Origin of the sequence: Aliikangiella marina (genome assembly GCF_007004765.1) — a bacterium.
In the GTDB taxonomy this organism is placed as follows: Bacteria; Pseudomonadota; Gammaproteobacteria; order Enterobacterales; family Kangiellaceae; genus Aliikangiella; species Aliikangiella marina.
In genome coordinates this window covers 174,295-191,682 of the sequence record NZ_VIKR01000007.1, presented here as the reverse complement: position 1 = coordinate 191,682, position 17,388 = coordinate 174,295, and the positions used below count along the sequence as shown (strand labels likewise).

The 17,388-nt window shown below is 42.3% G+C and carries 20 protein-coding genes and 1 other RNA gene; 14 read left to right on the top strand and 7 right to left on the bottom strand.

Going from position 1 to position 17,388, the window contains the following annotated elements:
* Positions 1-6: 6 nt before the first annotated feature.
* The 3 genes from FLL45_RS22115 (at position 7) to FLL45_RS22105 (ending at position 1,147) form a co-directional block, all read left to right on the top strand.
* On the top strand, positions 7-207 hold the full coding sequence (locus FLL45_RS22115; RefSeq protein WP_210247266.1) for a DUF1289 domain-containing protein: 201 nt from the start codon (positions 7-9) through the stop codon (positions 205-207).
* 255 nt (positions 208-462) lie between these two features.
* On the top strand, positions 463-942 hold the full coding sequence (locus FLL45_RS22110) for a hypothetical protein (protein ID WP_142944241.1): 480 nt from the start codon (positions 463-465) through the stop codon (positions 940-942).
* Positions 935-1,147, top strand: a complete 213-nt coding sequence (locus FLL45_RS22105; RefSeq protein ID WP_142944240.1) for a helix-turn-helix transcriptional regulator — start codon at positions 935-937, stop codon at positions 1,145-1,147. The genes FLL45_RS22110 and FLL45_RS22105 overlap by 8 nt, the downstream gene beginning before the upstream one ends.
* On the opposite strand, the gene FLL45_RS22100 is transcribed toward FLL45_RS22105, so the two are convergent.
* Together FLL45_RS22100 and FLL45_RS22095 are read right to left on the bottom strand one after the other, a co-directional pair.
* On the bottom strand, positions 1,144-1,629 hold the full coding sequence (locus FLL45_RS22100) for an acyl-CoA thioesterase (protein WP_142944239.1): 486 nt from the start codon (positions 1,627-1,629) through the stop codon (positions 1,144-1,146). The two genes, FLL45_RS22105 and FLL45_RS22100, sit on opposite strands and share 4 nt — an antisense overlap.
* Before the next feature lie 120 nt (positions 1,630-1,749).
* The gene (locus FLL45_RS22095) at positions 1,750-3,834 is read right to left on the bottom strand and encodes a TonB-dependent receptor (RefSeq protein ID WP_142944238.1); all 2,085 of its coding nucleotides are present in this window, start codon (positions 3,832-3,834) and stop codon (positions 1,750-1,752) included.
* A 169-nt stretch (positions 3,835-4,003) separates the two neighbouring features.
* Here FLL45_RS22095 and FLL45_RS22090 point away from each other — a divergent pair, with 169 nt between their 5' ends.
* A complete protein-coding gene (locus FLL45_RS22090; RefSeq protein WP_142944237.1) occupies positions 4,004-5,308 on the top strand; it encodes an ATP-binding protein in 1,305 nt (434 codons plus the stop codon).
* Positions 5,301-5,834 carry a response regulator transcription factor gene (locus FLL45_RS22085; RefSeq protein WP_142944236.1) on the top strand — a complete coding sequence of 178 codons (534 nt, stop codon included), beginning with the start codon at positions 5,301-5,303 and terminating at the stop codon, positions 5,832-5,834. The genes FLL45_RS22090 and FLL45_RS22085 overlap by 8 nt, the downstream gene beginning before the upstream one ends.
* A 26-nt stretch (positions 5,835-5,860) precedes the next feature.
* On the opposite strand, the gene rpiA is transcribed toward FLL45_RS22085, so the two are convergent.
* On the bottom strand, positions 5,861-6,517 hold the full coding sequence (gene rpiA / locus FLL45_RS22080) for a ribose-5-phosphate isomerase RpiA (protein WP_142944235.1): 657 nt from the start codon (positions 6,515-6,517) through the stop codon (positions 5,861-5,863).
* Positions 6,518-6,838: 321 nt separating this feature from the next.
* Between rpiA and FLL45_RS23155 the strand changes: the two genes are divergently transcribed.
* Complete coding sequence (locus FLL45_RS23155) at positions 6,839-6,970, top strand: hypothetical protein (RefSeq protein WP_281282227.1); 132 nt, start codon at positions 6,839-6,841, stop codon at positions 6,968-6,970.
* A 152-nt stretch (positions 6,971-7,122) separates the two neighbouring features.
* On the opposite strand, the gene FLL45_RS22075 is transcribed toward FLL45_RS23155, so the two are convergent.
* The 4 genes from FLL45_RS22075 to FLL45_RS22060 form a co-directional block, all read right to left on the bottom strand.
* Positions 7,123-7,719 (bottom strand): 5-formyltetrahydrofolate cyclo-ligase, encoded by a 597-nt coding sequence (locus FLL45_RS22075; RefSeq protein ID WP_142944234.1) that lies wholly within the window; start codon positions 7,717-7,719, stop codon positions 7,123-7,125.
* Between the two features lie 36 nt (positions 7,720-7,755).
* Positions 7,756-7,954, bottom strand: a non-coding RNA gene (ssrS, locus tag FLL45_RS22070) — 6S RNA.
* A 60-nt stretch (positions 7,955-8,014) separates the two neighbouring features.
* Positions 8,015-8,329 carry a cell division protein ZapA gene (locus FLL45_RS22065; protein WP_142944233.1) on the bottom strand — a complete coding sequence of 105 codons (315 nt, stop codon included), beginning with the start codon at positions 8,327-8,329 and terminating at the stop codon, positions 8,015-8,017.
* 4 nt (positions 8,330-8,333) lie between these two features.
* Positions 8,334-8,513, bottom strand: coding sequence for a cell division protein ZapB (locus tag FLL45_RS22060; protein WP_142944232.1), 180 nt, complete (start codon positions 8,511-8,513; stop codon positions 8,334-8,336).
* Positions 8,514-8,631: 118 nt separating this feature from the next.
* Here FLL45_RS22060 and FLL45_RS22055 point away from each other — a divergent pair, with 118 nt between their 5' ends.
* The 8 genes from FLL45_RS22055 (at position 8,632) to FLL45_RS22020 (ending at position 17,126) form a co-directional block, all read left to right on the top strand.
* Entirely contained in the window at positions 8,632-9,234 is a 603-nt protein-coding gene (locus tag FLL45_RS22055) for a UPF0149 family protein (RefSeq protein ID WP_185964591.1), read from the top strand.
* A gap of 131 nt (positions 9,235-9,365) precedes the next feature.
* The gene (gene pepP, locus FLL45_RS22050) at positions 9,366-10,679 is read left to right on the top strand and encodes a Xaa-Pro aminopeptidase (RefSeq protein WP_142944230.1); all 1,314 of its coding nucleotides are present in this window, start codon (positions 9,366-9,368) and stop codon (positions 10,677-10,679) included.
* 24 nt (positions 10,680-10,703) lie between these two features.
* A complete protein-coding gene (gene ubiH, locus FLL45_RS22045; RefSeq protein ID WP_142944229.1) occupies positions 10,704-11,966 on the top strand; it encodes a 2-octaprenyl-6-methoxyphenyl hydroxylase in 1,263 nt (420 codons plus the stop codon).
* Positions 11,966-13,177 carry a UbiH/UbiF/VisC/COQ6 family ubiquinone biosynthesis hydroxylase gene (locus FLL45_RS22040; RefSeq protein WP_142944228.1) on the top strand — a complete coding sequence of 404 codons (1,212 nt, stop codon included), beginning with the start codon at positions 11,966-11,968 and terminating at the stop codon, positions 13,175-13,177. Before ubiH ends, FLL45_RS22040 begins: the two co-directional genes overlap by 1 nt.
* Before the next feature lie 300 nt (positions 13,178-13,477).
* Positions 13,478-15,433, top strand: a complete 1,956-nt coding sequence (locus tag FLL45_RS22035) for an adenylate/guanylate cyclase domain-containing protein (protein ID WP_142944227.1) — start codon at positions 13,478-13,480, stop codon at positions 15,431-15,433.
* Positions 15,434-15,763: 330 nt separating this feature from the next.
* A complete protein-coding gene (locus FLL45_RS22030; RefSeq protein ID WP_142944226.1) occupies positions 15,764-16,081 on the top strand; it encodes a hypothetical protein in 318 nt (105 codons plus the stop codon).
* A 48-nt stretch (positions 16,082-16,129) separates the two neighbouring features.
* On the top strand, positions 16,130-16,513 hold the full coding sequence (locus FLL45_RS22025; RefSeq protein WP_142944225.1) for a hypothetical protein: 384 nt from the start codon (positions 16,130-16,132) through the stop codon (positions 16,511-16,513).
* Positions 16,514-16,676: 163 nt separating this feature from the next.
* Positions 16,677-17,126: a hypothetical protein gene (locus FLL45_RS22020; protein ID WP_142944224.1), complete on the top strand. Its 450-nt coding sequence runs from the start codon at positions 16,677-16,679 to the stop codon at positions 17,124-17,126.
* The last annotated feature ends 262 nt before the right edge of the window (positions 17,127-17,388 follow it).

Sequence of the window (17,388 nt, the reverse complement as noted above, 5' to 3'; positions counted from 1 at the left end):
AATACGATGTCAACAGATCAACTTCCCATTCAATCGCCTTGTATCAGTTTGTGTACCCTCAACGAAAACGATATCTGTGTAGGGTGTTATCGGCATATCGATGAAATTACTGGATGGCATAGCGCTGATGATCGCCGGAGAACGGAAATTCTCAATAATTGCGCGACGCGTAAATCCGACCTAACCAAATCAAAGCACACCTTATAAATTCGAAACTATAAATTCGAAACTCCTGCTAATTCGCTGATATTTAAGACAAATATCGGTCTTTATTCAAATCCTAGAAACGTTATTTGTCGCTAACCAATAAAAATTTCTTGCTTTTTATTGATACCTATAGGTATCATTTGTAACTCAAAGGTTTCATTTGTGTATTTGAGGTATCATTTGAAACCTTTTGGTATCAGATATCGAATTTATTAGCCACAACTGACTTTTAGGAATTTTGAATAAGGAGCCATAATGTCACCAAACAATTCTCCAAACCCGCACACAGAACAAGATTATCTATTGAGTAGTGCTGTATTGTCGCTTTCCATTGGCTTTATCTTAACGCTCAATTTCTGGAGTTGGTTATTGGCTGATGTCTCAACAAATTCAACGATTACAACAATAGTGCAATTTGCTGTATTTGCCTTGTTTATTGTGACACTAGTTTACTTGTCGCGTACTTCTAGAGGCGCATTTACCTTTAACCGCAGAGCATTTTGGTTAGGCCAGTTTAGTGATGAGTTTTTAAATCATATTAACCGTAAGGGTTACCAATATGCTTTTAATGTGACTTGTTTTGTTTTGATTTTATTGATGTTGTCCGATTTCGGTGGATTTGCGGAGGCAATGGCAGGCGTGTCAGCGAGTACTTTAGCGAAGAGTATTTTAGGTGTGATGTTTATTAGCTATGCGCTTCCGGTATTATTTCTGTTGCGAGCAGAAGATGAATAGCGAATTAGAAAATAATATCGCAAAATTGCGGAGTAAGCGAAAGATCTCCCAACAAGAATTAGCTGACGCTATTGGCGTTTCAAGAAAAACCATTAGCACGGTAGAAACAGGCCGGTTTACACCCTCAGTTGTAATCGCATTGAAGCTATCGCATTACTTTGAGATTCCTGTTGAGAGAATTTTTTATTTAGAAGCCGAAAGCTAAGCCAAAATCTCATTGAGTTCTTGTTGGCGCCTTTTGGCTGACTCTTTTATCGTTAGTGCCATTTTGTGAGCAGTCTCATCTTCTTCGAGAAGCTCCAAAATTGGCACTTGAGTTGGCATTCGCTGATAATCGAAGGCCACAAAATTTAAAAATGCACTAACGCATTTCATTAATTTGTTACCACCAATATCACGATAAACATCAGTTTTAACCATCATTGAGGTGTTGCCTACAAGCACGACTTTAGCGGTGGTTTTAATGTTGTCGCCAACCATAATCGGTTTGGCAAAGTGAACGGCTTCAACCGTAACGGTAGAAACTTGGGTTTCGCTAAATCGTTTGGCTGCCATCGCGGCGGTAGTATCCATAATAGCGAGAACGTCGCCGCCAAACATATTTCCGCTGGGGTTAGCTTGATTCGGGAAGACGATATTCCAATTCACCATTTCTTCGGCGCGCTTAACAGGTCGACTATCTGACATTATTTGATCCTAATAAAACAAAGGGACTAATGAAGTCTAGTCCCTTTTGCACGATGATAGCAGTGTTATGCTCGAAGTGTTATCTGTTTCCTAGCGTTGCGCTAAAAAACGCCGGCTACCTTAAAAATTAGCAAGCATAGACAGCCAAACTTGTCGCCCGGGTTCATTCACTCTGACGGCTTGAGGATTAAACGGATCTAAGTTTGCCCGACTGACATGGTAGGCATAAGTTTCATCGAACAAATTATTGATACCGACTGATATTTGCCAAGATTGATTGAGGTTGTAACGCGCTTTCAAATCAATTGCTTGCCAAGAATCTGACGGTCCGGCATCGAGCGCGCTGCCAGTCATCATGTTATCATCGACTTTGTCTTGCGAATCAGCGAATCGGATATCAATAAAATAGGCTAAATCGGCATGGTGATTAACCAGTTGAATCAAACCTTCGACAGGCGGAATTTGATATAAAGGGACGTTTGTGTCGTCGTTATCGCCTTTAACATAAGCAAGGTTTGCGTTGAAAGACCAGCTGTCAGTAATATCGCTGCGCAAAGTCCATTCGAATCCGGACAAGGTTACATCTGCATTGCGATAGATTGTTGCCCCATCCATTAGTAAGATATCAGTCTGCATGCGAGCGCGGTCGCGTAAAATAAAATCATCGACTTGATTGTAGTAAATGCTGAGTTCATGCCAACCGCTGGCAAAATTCCATTTACCCCCGAGTTCAATTTGGTTGTGTCTTTCTGGATCGATATTTGGATTACCGATCCAACGCATCATAGGGTTGATATTACCGGCACCGAGATAGCGTTCAGTTGCATCGGCAGTGCGGACCGTCGAACTTAAGCCGAGCCAATACAATGATTGGTCACTAATTGAATAAAAACGAGTAAAACCACTCCAATTATCCTCGTTAGATCGGGGTTGAACTTGGCCATAATAATTCTCATAAAGCGTGCCAATTGTTGGGTCTAATAATCCATTTGCTTCAGCCGTCACTTGATCAAACCTAACACCGGCTTTAATTCTGGCTGAATCAGAAAAACGGTATTCATTTTCTACCGCAATACCAAAAATTTCTAAGGTATTATCAGGCCAAATTCTCGCTTGCAAAATATTTGGTATACCCATCATCCCCATGAATCGGTTCGCGTCCCTTTCGATGTTTTGCCAGTCGATTACCGTTTGCCACACACTTTGTTCTGTAGACCAGCGCTTGAGCCATTTAGCACCGGTTGTCTTAGAGTTAGAATCAGTTAGCATGCGCATGGGCGCTGTTTGTTGCCGCAAACTAAAATTATCCATCACATGATGCGCATCATTCCAATAGATTTGGTACTCTGAGTAGTTGTCTGCTAGTTCATCTCCATCAATAAAAATCAGCTGAGCCGCATCCATATCTGTTGTTGGTCCATCCATCATGGTGCCAGCGAACAACGCGTCACTGCCACGGTTTGCCATGAGTGATAACCGAAGCTCTTGGTTGTCGCTGAATTGATAGCCGCCGATTAAGGTATTGGAAACTGTCTCGAAGGCAGTACGGGTTAAGTTGCCATCGCCATCCTCGTAGCTCTCCTGATCCATAATTTGACTTACCAAGCGAAAGTAACCTCTGTCATCACCAATCGAGAGATCGCTAGCGATCTTGTAATAGTCCTCAGCATAAGCGGCCATTAACTTTCCGGAAAAATTACCGTTGTCGAATTCGGGCGCATGGCGTTTAAAGTTAATACTACCGGCGGGCCCGCCGGAACCCAGAGTCAATGTTTCAATACCTTTGATGATTTGTACTTCATCCCAGCCAAACGGTTCTGTGTAAGCGCCGGGTGAGTCCATTCGATTCGGTCCAGCGCCATGTAAAAATGCTCCCTGTTGCAAAAGATTTATTCTCGTTTGCGCTTGTCCTCGAAGCACGGGGTCAGTAGCATGCCCTCCGGCTCTGATCGCCGAAATACCCGCTATTCGGGTGAGTAGATCGCCAGCATCGATAATGGCTTGGTTATCATATTCATCTAACTGCTCGCTGCTCCCTTCAATACTTCTCTGGATGGGCGATCCGGTGATGACGAGTTTTGTTGAGCCATCCGGAGAGGTGAGCGTGTTGTTATTTGCTTGCACGCTGGTGGGAGTTGCTAGAATCGAGCCTTTCAGCAAGGCTAAGCTGATACAGGATGCGAATTTACATTTAGGGGTAGTCATTAGGTTCTCTTTTAGAATATTAAGACATTATCAGAGTGTTTTGTTTTGCGTAAAACGCCGCGGGATCTTACCCGTAATGTTGGTGGGGTGCGATGCGACTAATTGTCGCAGTGGCTTTCTCAGTGAGATTCTTTAAAATGTAATCGTTATCATTAAACAAGTTAGTTCTGTGAAAAACATCTCAACCAATTTAGAAAACCTTGGGATTCTTAATCGAGTCCGCTTTGTCGCGATTATCAGCCAGTTAAGTTTGTTGGTTATTGCAACGGTACTCTTGGAAATCCTACTGCCCTTACATCGTATTTTTATCTTAATAACCTTTGAGATCCTTTTTCAGTTGCTCAGTTGGCATCGACTAAAGAATGCTAAGCAAATCTCTTCAAAAGAGGTAATGATTCATATTTTCTTCGACTCGCTCATCTTGGCCGGACTCATCTACTTCACCGGTGGAGCGAATAATCCGTTTATTTACCTCTTATTATTGCCAGTTGCGCTGGGAACCATGATGCTCAGATTTAGAGAACTGGTTATTTTGGCTTTAGTGCAAGTCGCGCTTTATTCTCTGTTGAATCTTTATCAACGACCTTTTGAATTGGGAGAATCGAGTCCTCTCGCCTCTTTCCATCTGCATTTATTAGGGATGTGGGTAAACTTTGCTTTGACCGTTTTGCTAATCGTGATTTTCGGATATCTAGCACGACAGTCGCTTTTAAAAAAAGAGAAACAAATCCAGCGGTTACATGCTGCGCAAATGAAAGATGAGCAAGTACTCAGTTTGGGAATTATGTCTGCTAATGCGGCTCATCAACTCGGAACCCCCCTGTCGACAATGGCGATAGTGGTGGACGACTTGAAACATGAAACGACCGATCAAGAGACCCAAAAGGAACTCTCATTAGTTGAGCAACAAATCGATAAATGCCGGGTAATTATTCAAGAACTCGGTGAAAAGAGTCAGTTATTGAGGCGTTCGAGTGAGGAAAAAGAATTAACCGAGTCTTCCAGTCAGTTGAAAGTGCAGCTCGAAGAAAAACTGAATCAATGGTTAGTCTTTAGGCCGCAAATTCAATTAAACGTTAAGTGGTTAAATCAGTCTGACCTGCTTTGTTACTCAATGACCACGAGCTTGACCCAAGCCATCCTTAATTTGTTGGATAATTCCGCCGATGCGAGTATTGCTGCTGATGATCCCCATCTCGATTTATCCGTTGACCAAGACTCAACAACATTAGTTCTAAAAATTATCGATCGAGGTTCAGGGATCTCTGAGTCACAGCTTAAATCGATTGGAGACCAAGTGGTGGATTCAACCAAATCGGATGGTTTAGGTTGGGGGTTGTTCTTATCTAATGCCAGTATTCAAAGAGCTGGTGGAGAAGTTTATCTGAGTAAAGCATTGCCCAAGGGGACCATCACTCAAATACGTTTACCGCTCAACCCTACAGTTTTTACCGAGGAGAAATTAGATGACTAGACTGACGGTTGTTGTCATTGATGATGAATCGGTTTTTAGAAGTGTTTTGACTAGAAGCCTCACTAAACTCGCGTGTGAAGTTTATGATTTTGACCATCCGAGGAGTGCACTACAGACAATCAGTGAATTGAAAAAGCCAGTGGTTTTATTGGACCTTAAATTAGACGACGATTCGGGGCTACGTTGGATCCAAGCAATTAAACAGGCTAACTCGCAAGTATCAATTATTTTGCTTACGGCTTATGCGAGCATCTCGACAGCGGTCGAGGCGATTAAGTTAGGTGCCGATGATTATTTAGCCAAACCGATAACCGCCCGGGAAATATTAACCCATCTGAATAAGCCGACTCAAAATCCCGATATGGCGATTGAAGAAAAACCAATGTCGGTTGATCGTCTCGAGTGGGAGCACATTCAAAAAGTATTAACCGATAATCAGGGAAATGTTTCTGCAACGGCGCGAGCTTTGGGTATGCATCGAAGAACTTTGCAAAGAAAGCTGGCTAAAAAGCCAGCTAAATGTTGAGCTTTGTTAATATTTTGGTGCGCTAGCTAAAATTCTTTTATTCCGTTCTCAGTCGCAAGAATCAGGTGATCGGCTGGGCGTTGTGCAAACAAACCGTTGGTAACGACGCCAGTGATCTGATTAATCTCAGCTTCAAGAATTTTCGGTTGGGTGATTTCCAAACTATGTACATCCAATATAACGTTACCGTTATCAGTAACAAAACCAGTGCGATAGCAAGGATCGCCACCCAGTTTAACGATTTGACGAGCAACATAACTCCGAGCCATGGGCAATACTTCAATCGGTAACGGGAATTCGCCGAGGGTCTCAACGTACTTTGATTCGTCAGCAATACAGACAAATTTTTGTGCGGCCGCAGCAATTATCTTTTCTCGACTCAATGCACCCCCTCCTCCTTTGATCAATTGAAGTTGGTGATTTGATTCATCAGCACCATCAACATAGACCGGAATATCATGGGCATCATTGAGGTCAATGACTTCAATACCAATCGCTTTTAATCGTTCAGTTGACGCTACGGAACTGGATACTGCCGCTTTAATTCTATGGGTATGTTCTTTGAGCAATTCGATAAAGCAATTAACCGTCGAACCCGTGCCAATCCCAATGATTTCGTCGTCTTGAATATACTTGAGTGCCGCTTTTGCGGCTTCCATTTTTAGTTCTGTTTGTCGATCCATTTGCGTCCTCTGGCATGCAGAATTTGTCGGATAATGTGAGTGGGTTTGGCCATCACTGATACCGTGGGTGATGAGATTATAACCGTATTAAATATCCCTAGAAACGAAACAGCGAAATAAAATTCTGTGACTTGTTCACATTTTGGCCATTTTTTTCTTAGACCGGGTTGATCACCGTCTAAAACAAGAGTATGTTTATTTTCCTTCTGAAAACGGTGTTTTGTTTTCAGGCAAAAGGGACAAGGGATAATGAAATAATATTGGCACGGACTCCAATTAATAAAAATAAAAATTGCCTTCAGGGGCTATTTGGAGAACCACATGAAACGTAAACCAGATATATTAGTTGTACTGGCTGCGTTACTTGGGATCGGCATGATTTTGTCGAGTTTTAGCGGAGTAAGTGTCGCAGAGACACCCGAAGAAATACAAGTATCGTCAGTAAAGCAGTAACAAGCGACATTAAGATCGCAACCCAGCAGCCTTCGCAGTATGAAGGCTTGTCGCTTCCTTATATTCTCTCAATCTAAATATCTATCATCGAGATTTTTCCTTCGAAAAGTGCATCGATTTAATGCTACTGACCATTCAATCCAATCAAGGAACTAAAACCAATAAACTTGTTTTTCGGTTATGACGCCGTCGAGTTGAAAATCCCAAGGCTCTGAAGGTAGGTCGGCAACTTTTTGTACCTCGTAAGCGAGTCCCAAACACAGTGGTTTGATATTTGATTCTTTCAAATGGGCCAGACTCGCGTCATAAAATCCGCCTCCCATTCCTAACCGATTACCCCTCGTGTCAAATGCGACCAGTGGCATAAGTAATATATCAAGGCGCGAGGGTCTAATGGCTTGGCTAACGGGCAAGTCGACCTCGGGAATGTTGAATTGGTTTGTTGTCATTTTTACGTCTGGATAAAAAGGCATAAACCATAGTCTGTTGGGCGGCCAAGGCTTTAGCTTAGGCAGATAAAAAATCCTTTTATCGTCGAGTAAACGTTGATTAATAATTCGCGTACTGACTTCGCCATCAAAAGACAAAAAGCTCGCGATGTTTCGACTGGCTGTGTAGTGCTCAATGCTGAGTAAATTTTCACAAATCTGATTAGCCGCGTTGAGCGACTCAGTTTGGTTGATCGTTTGCCTGATTTGGCGGATCGATTTTCTAATTGTTGCTTTGACCGATTGAGCAGAATCATTCATGGGTAGAGTTGTTTTTATATTAGGAGGGAAATAAAGTCATCACCCGCTTTGCCGTTTGCTGGTCTCGCCCATGAACCCGGAGGTTCAGGGGGGAATTCCGTAATTAAATCAGGCTTTCCGATATCCAAGATAAAATACCTTGGCCGGACGTGCACACCATTAACTAACAAGAATTCCCAGAGATAAAATTATCGGCTCAAGGACTACAACAGCTTGGCGCACAAAGCAGGCGATGGCGGGCTCACAGGTATTACCTGGCGGTATTGAATACCCGGTAAAAAGTGCGAACCAGCAGTTATGTTAACTCTAATTGTGCGTCAGACGCTAGTACAGAATCGATATCTTGTACTAACTGGTTGATCTTACTCTCAATTTTTTCAGCCGATTCGGAATCAACTTGACTCGATTGGAGTAATTCGTAGGAAAGGTTGAGTGCTGCCATCACCGCAATTCGCTCTATACCGACAATTCGGCCGCCGCTTTTGATTTCCCTCATGCGCCTATCGAGTTCGCGAGCGGCTGTTTCTAACTGTTCGGTTTGATCTTCGGGGCTGGATACATGGTATTCATTGCCCATAATATGAACGGTAATCGGCTTTACTTCAGACATGGTCTTAGGCCATTTCCTTGAGTTTGCTGATCATGGCTTCTATTTTCTCGCTGGCGAGTTTATTTTTTTCAACCAGACTGTCACGGTCGTGGCGAAGTTGGCGGTTCTCTTTCTGTAAAGTCTCAAACTTTGACAATAACTTGGAAACGCTACTCTCAAGTTGTGAAAGATTTGAAGTATCCATGGCAAATCGTTGTTTTTTGGAATGATTTCAATATAGAGCGCAGAACCTTTGCGGTCAATGGTATAATCGTAAAATTGTTAATTAAATAGCCATTTTAAAGTGTTTTGAGGATAAAACAGTGAATTTTCATGACGATTCTGGTGACGAAGTCTCCCTCGATTACGAAGAAATTGAGAGCATTCTAGCGGACGCCGACTGCGAAGCCAGTGCCGCTGAAATTCAAGGGTTTTTCTGTGGCATGATATCCGCGGGAGCCAAGCCAGCAGAGAATAATTGGCAAGACTTTTTCGTCGATATTATTAATGACGGGCGACCGATAACTGATGATATTGCAAATTTACTTGCTGCACTCTATTTGTGGACTGCTGAAGAAGTTAATCAGCACGAAACCCTCGCACCCGTATTGTTACCAGATGATGGTTATCCTGTGATTGACCAGCTGGAAGCCATTATTGAATGGAGCCAAGGCTTTTTGCTCGGCTTTGGATTGCAGACGGATAATCAGAAAGTGAATAACCAAGAAGTGAGCGAAGCACTGGCTGATTTGGCTGAAATCTGTCGTCTCGAGCATGAGGCTGACGAGTCTGAAGAGAGTCAAGAGGCACTAGTGACCTTGATTGAGCACATCAAGGTGGCGGTGCAAATTATTCATTGGGAGATGGTCGCCAAGACTGCTACCCAAAGTATCGCGACTGATGATGGTAAGCCGACAATTCATTAACCTTGACAGATATCATTTAAAATTAAGTTTTAGCTATACGCCAAGTAGTTTCACTTGGCGAATTCCTCTAGAATGTTCCCTCGATACAGTGTGCAACTCCTTTTGATCAGTTTCAGGGCCAAACTAAAAAGATGATTTCAAGACAAGAATTTGCGCGTCGCCGCCGAGAATTAATGGACTTGATGGGAAACAATTCCATCGCAATTTTACCTTCAGCTTCAGAAATCGTGCGCAGTCGAGATACTCATTTTTCATTCCGCCAGGATAGTGATTTTCACTATTTAACCGGTTTTCCGGAGCCTGATGCGGTATTGGTTCTGTTGCCTGGTAGAGAACATGGAGAATATGTCATGTTTTGCCGCGAGCGCGATCCTGTTATGGAAACTTGGCATGGTCGACGCGAAGGACAAGCGGGCGCAAAGAAAAACTATGGCTGCAACGATGCCTTTCCCATTGATGATATCGATGACATTTTGCCGGGCTTAATGGAAGGACGAGAGCGGATTTATTATGAGTTTGGCAATCAGGCAGAGTTCGATGATGCCATTATGGGATGGGTGAATAGTTTGCGCGCGCAAGTTAAAAAAGGTGCACATCCCCCAGGAGAACTCATCGATTTGAGTCATATTTTGCATGATATGCGCTTAATTAAAAGTAAAGGCGAACTCAAAGTGATGCAAAAAGCGGCAGAGATAAGCGCGGATGCACACATTGCTGCGATGAAAGTCTGTCAGCCTGGAATGAATGAACTACGCATAGAATCCGAACTCAAATATCAGTTTGCAAATCGTGGCGCTCGACACGAGGCATACTCATCAATTGTCGCTGGTGGTGAAAATGCCTGCATATTGCATTACGTGGAAAATAATTGCGAACTTAAAGATGGCGACTTGTTATTAATTGATGCAGGTGCGGAGCTTGATGGTTACGCCGCCGATATCAGTCGAACGTTTCCGGTTAATGGAAAATTTTCAAAGGAACAATTAGAGGCTTATAACTGGGTCTTAAAAGCGAACGTTGAAGCCATCAAAGCCGCTAAGCCGGGCAAACCATGGACAGCGCCTCACGATACAGCAGTTAAAATATTGACCGAGGGTTTAGTTGCAATGGGGATTCTCGAAGGTGATATTAAGACCTTAGTAGAAGAAGAAGCTTATAAGCCCTACTATATGCACAAAACGGGTCACTGGATTGGTCTTGATGTTCACGATGTAGGCGACTACTTACAAGACAGAGATCCGCGATTACTTGCCGAAGGCATGGTTCTTACCGTCGAGCCTGGCCTTTATTTTGCGCCTAAAACCAAAGGTCTCGACAAAAAGTGGTGGGGAATCGGCATACGAATTGAGGATGATGTGGTGATAACCGCCAAAGGAAACAAAGTTATGACCAAGAAAGTGCCAAAAGAAGCTAAAGCAATCGAGGCCTTAATGGCCGAAGCATAATGGGCTGGTTTTAGGAGCAATCACTTGGCAGAGTCGCAAATATCGCAAACTCAATTTGACATTACCATAGTTGGCGGCGGCATGGTTGGTGCGACAGCAGCATTCTGTTTTAGCCAATTGGGTCTTAAAGTCGCTTTAATCGAAGCGATTGAGCCAAATGGCGAAGATAGCTCGAGTTTTGACTCGCGAGCCGTTGCGCTATCCGCATCATCAATAAAAATATTTGAATCATTAGGACTTTGGCCGTTAATACGCTCGCTGGCGTGTCCGATCAACCATATTCATGTTTCCGATCGAGGAAACCCTGGGTTTACGCGACTTCACGCAGTTGATTACGCGGTTGATGCACTCGGCCAGGTGATTACCTTGGAGCAAGTTGGGCCCGTTATCTGGCAAACCATTAAAAAGCAGAAATCAATCACGACTTATTGCCCGGCAAAAGTGCAAGCGGTAAACCATTACAACGACTGGTGCGAACTCACCCTGAGCCAGCAAGATAAGGTATCGATTATCCAGTCGCGGCTTGTGATTGCTGCCGATGGAACCTTTTCTCAACTTGCGGCTGCAAGCGACATTGAAGTCGCGAGAACTTCCTATCAACAGCACGCGGTTATCGCGAACATTCAAACACAGAAAAACCACGAAAACTGGGCTTATGAGCGGTTTACTGCGCAAGGCCCGATTGCGTTATTACCGCTATCCCGCCATCAAATGGGATTGGTATGGTGTCAATCAGAAGCCGAAAAAGAGACGACCCTCGGTCTTGCTGATGAAGCGTTTTGCCAGGCGTTGCAAAAGGCTTTTGGCTATCGTTTAGGCAAGATAGAGAAAGTCAGTCGTCGCAGCGATTATCCATTGAGTTTGCATCTTGCTGAAAGGCATTTTGAACAGCGAATTTTATTGATGGGCAATGCCGCTCACACGTTACATCCAATCGCTGGACAAGGTTTTAATTTGGGACTGCGAGATATTGCGGCGCTCAATGACTGCTTAATTTCGGCGATTGAAAATGATCAAGATATTGGCTCAAAAGCAACCCTTGCGGGCTATGTCGATTCACGACAGCAAGATTGGCAGCAGACCGTGTTAGCGACTGATTCACTGACGCGCGTATTTAGTAACGATTTTCTACCATTGGTGATGCTGCGTAACAAAGCCATGAGCTGTCTCAATTTGCTGCCTTTTGCCAAGCGTCAGTTAGCGGATGCGGCAATGGGACGTAACCTCAAATCTTCGAGATTAGCTTGCGGGATCTCAAACAAATCCATGATTAAAGAGGCAAGTTAATGGCAACTCAGTATGATGTCATTATCGTCGGTGGCGGTATGGTTGGTCTAACTATGGCTGCAGCGTTAGCCAAGACTAATCTGCAAATCGCGGTGCTGGAAACTGGCAGTTTTCGGCATTTATCGACGGGTAATTGGTTGGATATTCAGGCTTGTGAGCCATCTGACTATCAGAATCGAGTGAGTGCGATTAGCCCTGGCAATCAGGCGTATTTGAGCAAGCTTGGAATTTGGCAAAGTATTCCAGAGTCCCGTAAAGCGAATTATCAGCGGATGAAAGTATGGGACGGTGATGGCGATGGTAAAATCGCATTCGATGCTGCCGATCTAGCAGTTCCTTTTTTAGGAACAATTGTTGAAAATCAAGTGATTCGTGCCGCTGCGCTTGCAAGCTTGCAAGCCTTTACTAATGTCGAGACCATTGAAAATAGCCAAGTTGCGGCAATTAGCGAAAGCAATCAAATAGTCACCATCAATCTTGATTCGGGAGAGCAACTTGCTTGTCAGTTGCTGATCGGCGCGGACGGTGCGTTGTCAGCGGTTCGACAGCAGTTAGGCATTAATAGTCAAGCACAATCTTATGACCAGACAGCATTTGTTGCTAATGTGAAGACTGAGTTCGCTCACCAAGATACCGCTTGGCAACGGTTTACCCAAAGTGGACCAGTAGCTTTTCTGCCATTGCCGGACCCTAACTTGTGTTCGATTGTTTGGTCAATCGACTCCGATCAAGCAGAAGCACTCAAGCCATTATCAGAAAGTGCATTTGTGTCTCGCTTGTCTCATGCCATTGAGAATCGGTTTGGTAAGTTGAGCCCAATTTCTAAGGTTGCCAGTTTCCCCTTGATTAAGCGCCATAGTGAACGGTATTTGACGCAACAATGCGTTTTGATTGGTGACGCAGCTCACACCATTCACCCATTAGCGGGTCAAGGAGTCAACTTGGGGTTTCAAGATGTGGAGTGTCTAAGTCGGCTGATGCAATCGTTAATCGAAAACAACAGAAGCTGGACCTTGATGGCGAACTTAAGACCTTTTGAAAGAGAGAGAAAAGCCGAAAATGCGCTGATGCAAAATGCAATGACGGGTTTCAAGTGGCTGTTTGGCCATACAGCGATGGTGCCGACTTTGTTAAGAAACAGTGCGCTTAACTTTGTCGATAATGCTGCCCCGATTAAACACGAAATCATTCGTCGTGCTATGGGAATATAAAGATAATTGGCTAGGCTTATTGTGCCAAAATGATGTTGAGAATAGATCGAATCGAGATTATAAAGGATTGTGTAGTTGACGAAGTTACACTAAACTGAAGAGCTGGAGTTTGTAATGTTCTCCTGAATTCCGATCGACGATCGTTATATTATTCAAGACTAACACTGGAATAATTCAAAAAAAGCTTAACCGCTAAGCAATAATAAATATCTAGGGATAGTTACTAAATTAATTTGGGGGCCTGGACGCTTATTTTAAAATCGACTCGAGTTATAGTTGTTACTTAAAGAGGAACTCGGCTTGTCAATAAAGTCTGGACGTCAATTTAGAAGTTATATCATCAGCTGGTTTTTGATGATCGTTGGACTCATCGTCGCCATTGGGTCAACAAATATATTTCAACGTGCAGAAGCTTATCTTTTTGAAAACTTTAATAACAATAAAATATCCCAGTTAAATAGTATTGCTCAACTCATTGATCCGAGATTACATCAGCAACTTGACCAGGTAAGCAAAGCAAAGCTGCCAATTTTTGAGCGATTAACCAATAGTTTCAAAGCTCAGGCTCTCACGCAAAACCAAGGTATTACTTTTTCGTTAAACTTAAACCCAGACAATGAAACACTGACTTATGGGGCTTCTTATCAAAGATCACCTCAAGAGGGTCTGCTAGTTGTAAGTGACCTATTTAAAGTTTTAATCGTCCCTAAAAATGAAAAGCTCGAACTGGTGAAGCTTAGATTGCCCGGTCAACCGCGAATTACTCGACCACCCCAAGTTGAATTGCGATTCCGCAATCGTCCAGAGCTAGTTGTAAACGGGCAAATTATTCTCAGAATTTTGGATATCAAGAATCTGACGGCGACTTACAAAGAGATTAAACTCAACCGTTGGAGCAAAAAAGCACAGGTTGCGACCATCAATCTACCCTCTGCTGAAGAAGTGACTTATCGGTTTGTTCCTAAGGATGGATTATTGCAACCACCGGGTTCTTTGTTTTATGCCGAGAAAGGCTTAAAGCGAGAGATTCTCAAACGCATCGTTGTGGGAGAAACGGCACAAATTTCATTAGATAGTCAAAATTTGAAAGCCGATCGTTATTTAGTTTCTCCATTATTTAGCGAGGATAAACCGCTTGGCGCAGTGGTAATGCATGTTTTTCAAGAAACCTACCATGGTATAAGCCGCGAACTTCTGCAATCTGTTTGGTTGATTTTTAGTTTAATGTCTGCAGCGATTTTATTAGCTGCTATGTTTTTTGCGAGAAAAATTACCAGTCCGCTCGAGCAGCTTAATTTAGCAATAACTCGACTGATTAAAAATGATTTTAACTTTAAGTTACCACCAAAAGGTTTTGGTAGTTTTAAGTTTCTAGCAGAACAGTTTAATCAAATGCTCGCACATATTCAAAAGAGCCGTGGAGAGCTTATTCAACTTAATAAATCCTATCATCGTTTTGTCCCTCATGGATTGCTCAAGCAATTAGGTGTTGCAAGTGTTGATGAAATTTCTTTGGGCGATTGTTGTGAGCGAGAAATGACGGTTCTATTCTGTGATATTCGTGGCTTTACCACTTTATCAGAATCGATGACACCGCAAGCGAATTTTAATTTTATTAATCGATATTTATCACAGATCGCACCCGTAATTAATAAGCATGGTGGAATAATTGATAAGTACATGGGTGACGGAATTATGGCGTTGTTTCCAAATCGCGCAGACGATGCCGTTAAAGCTGCGATTGAAATGCTTGCTTCGTTAGATAAATACAATGAAAAACTTCGCCAGAAAAAACTACCTATTGTTGAAATTGGTATGGGTATTCATTATGGAAAAATGATGCTGGGCACTGTTGGGACCACACAGAGAATGGATGCCACCGTAGTATCTGATACTGTAAATGCTGCGGCAAGAGTTGAAGCATTAACCAAGGCATTTGCAACTAAAATTCTTATTACGGAAGAGACTAAACGACACTTGAGCGACCTGACACAATATCGATTACGTTATATCGCAGCCTGCCAAATTCGCGGCAAGTCTAAACCTGTCACTCTTTATGAAGTATTCGACAATGATACGGTCAGTATACAAGAAGAAAAAGCAGCCAACCAACCAACGATGATTCGTGCTTGGAAAAAATATCGAGAAGGCGATATAGCAACAGCCGTTGCACTTTACCGCCGCCAAATTGAAAAAAGTCCTAACGATAAATCGCTATTTGCGTTAATTGAGCGCTGTCAGAGTGGACGTTTGTAATCGATTAAAGACTTTTAGCGAGGGTGCTGACATAGTAAATCGGTCTTTGAAGTTTTCAGTGTCATGCTAGAGTATTTAAAAAAACCGAGACAAAACATTTTTATCAGCGGTATGTTGCGAAAGTCTAAAGTTATTAAATTTCGAATCATCACTTTTCTAACATTTTCTATTTTTATGACTGGTTGCTCGGTCTTAAACCAACATAGTGTGTTCTACAATATGGCGTTTCCGCCAAGTGACTTCTCGGAAATATTATGCGATATCGAATTTACTGCTGAATCGGAGGGGTTGTGCTCGTTCACTCACAAATATCCAGGAAGGTATTTGGTAATGCTTGTACTGCCTGAGCCGAAATTGAATGCGGATGACATGCTGGCTTTACAAAATATAAAAATTCCTATCGAGGGAGAATATCGTATTTATAAAAATGCTGATGTAGTCTTAAAGGAAAATTTTATAAGTGGCGTTTCAAACTATAGTTCACATTATGATGGTAAAGGTGGAACTGTCACAGGAGTTAAGCTGAGTTCGTACCAAATTCCTAGTGGAGCGAGAGGGAGAGAAGTTAAAGTGAAAATCGTAATTACAGATCTTTTGGTTGACAGTACACACTATCGAATTATTATAAAAAAAACGAATGATCAATAATTAACTAAAACTATGCGGTTTTCTAAAGTTATATTAGGCTCTAAGCTTGTGCGCATAAGGCGAAATACGCCAATTAACCTGTTGATGATCACTCTTTTAGTTTTTAGCTTTGATACTTTTTCTCAATGTAAAGTCTTAACTGAAAATGGCGGATGGTCTGCACAAGGATCGCGCGGTATTGTGGAGTTGGAATTCTATCCAGATAACACGTTATCGATTCACTTTATAAAAGGTGATCAAGAAGATCCAATTGTTATCGATTCCATAGCGAACTGGATTTGCATTAACGCTAACGTAACTGTCGAGACGGATGGTGTTGAATTAGTCGGCGTCCTTGAGAAGTCAATTAAAACTGGAATATGGTCCTTAACATTTGAAAAAGGCGGAATAGATAGTCTTTCGGATAGAAAGCTTACTCAATTTAGATATTGAACGCATAACCAGAACCTCAAAGTTTTAGACAAAGGCGCTGAATTTTAATATTAATACAATCGTTTTAGTATTTGTAAATAAACCATCCAAAAAGTTTATTGATAAGCCCAGTGAAAAAACTAGTTAGCTAATCATAGAAGCCATTTATATTAAAGTGAATGTTGTGGAAAATAAAAAGTATAGTGTTTACCGTTTCATCGTAGGGTTAAACTTCCCTCCAATTGTAGGAGCATTGATATACTTTATGCTGTTGGAGTTAAATTCTGACCCGAGTGTCGTCGCTTCTAATCCTAATGCACCGATGCCGGATCAGCTTTTACCTTTTAGAGCTTTAATTGAATTAATCGGTTTTGCGTATATTTTTGTAGGAGTGCAATCTATCATTTCGACCATTATTATGGAGTGTTTAGTGTTTAAACAGACCAAACTCAACCAATATTGGTTGGGGTTTGGAGTTCTACTTGGTGGATTAAGTGGTACGACTCTTTTAGGCTTTGGGTTTACTATGATTGGTATAGGAATTGTAGTCGGTGCTTTATGTTCCTTCTGGCTGAATCAATTAGTCTTAAAGCAAAAGAACAGCTTACTGCAACCTGCAGTATCCGAAGGATGAATCGCTTATCAAGTTGGTGTTTAAAGCTGCTTTAACAAAGTTTTATTTCCCGATACTTCGAAAATCACAATGCCAGCTTCGTGATAACTTACGACAAATAGTGAAGGTGGGATTTCAACCTATTGATATGTGTTTTGTAGGACAATATTTAACTTTGATTTTTCACTGTTCAGATAAAGCAAAAACTAAGTCAACTGAACCAAAGTCTCTCCAAGCCGAACAACTTTTTTCACCTGGAGAGACGATATTCCTGACAACTTTT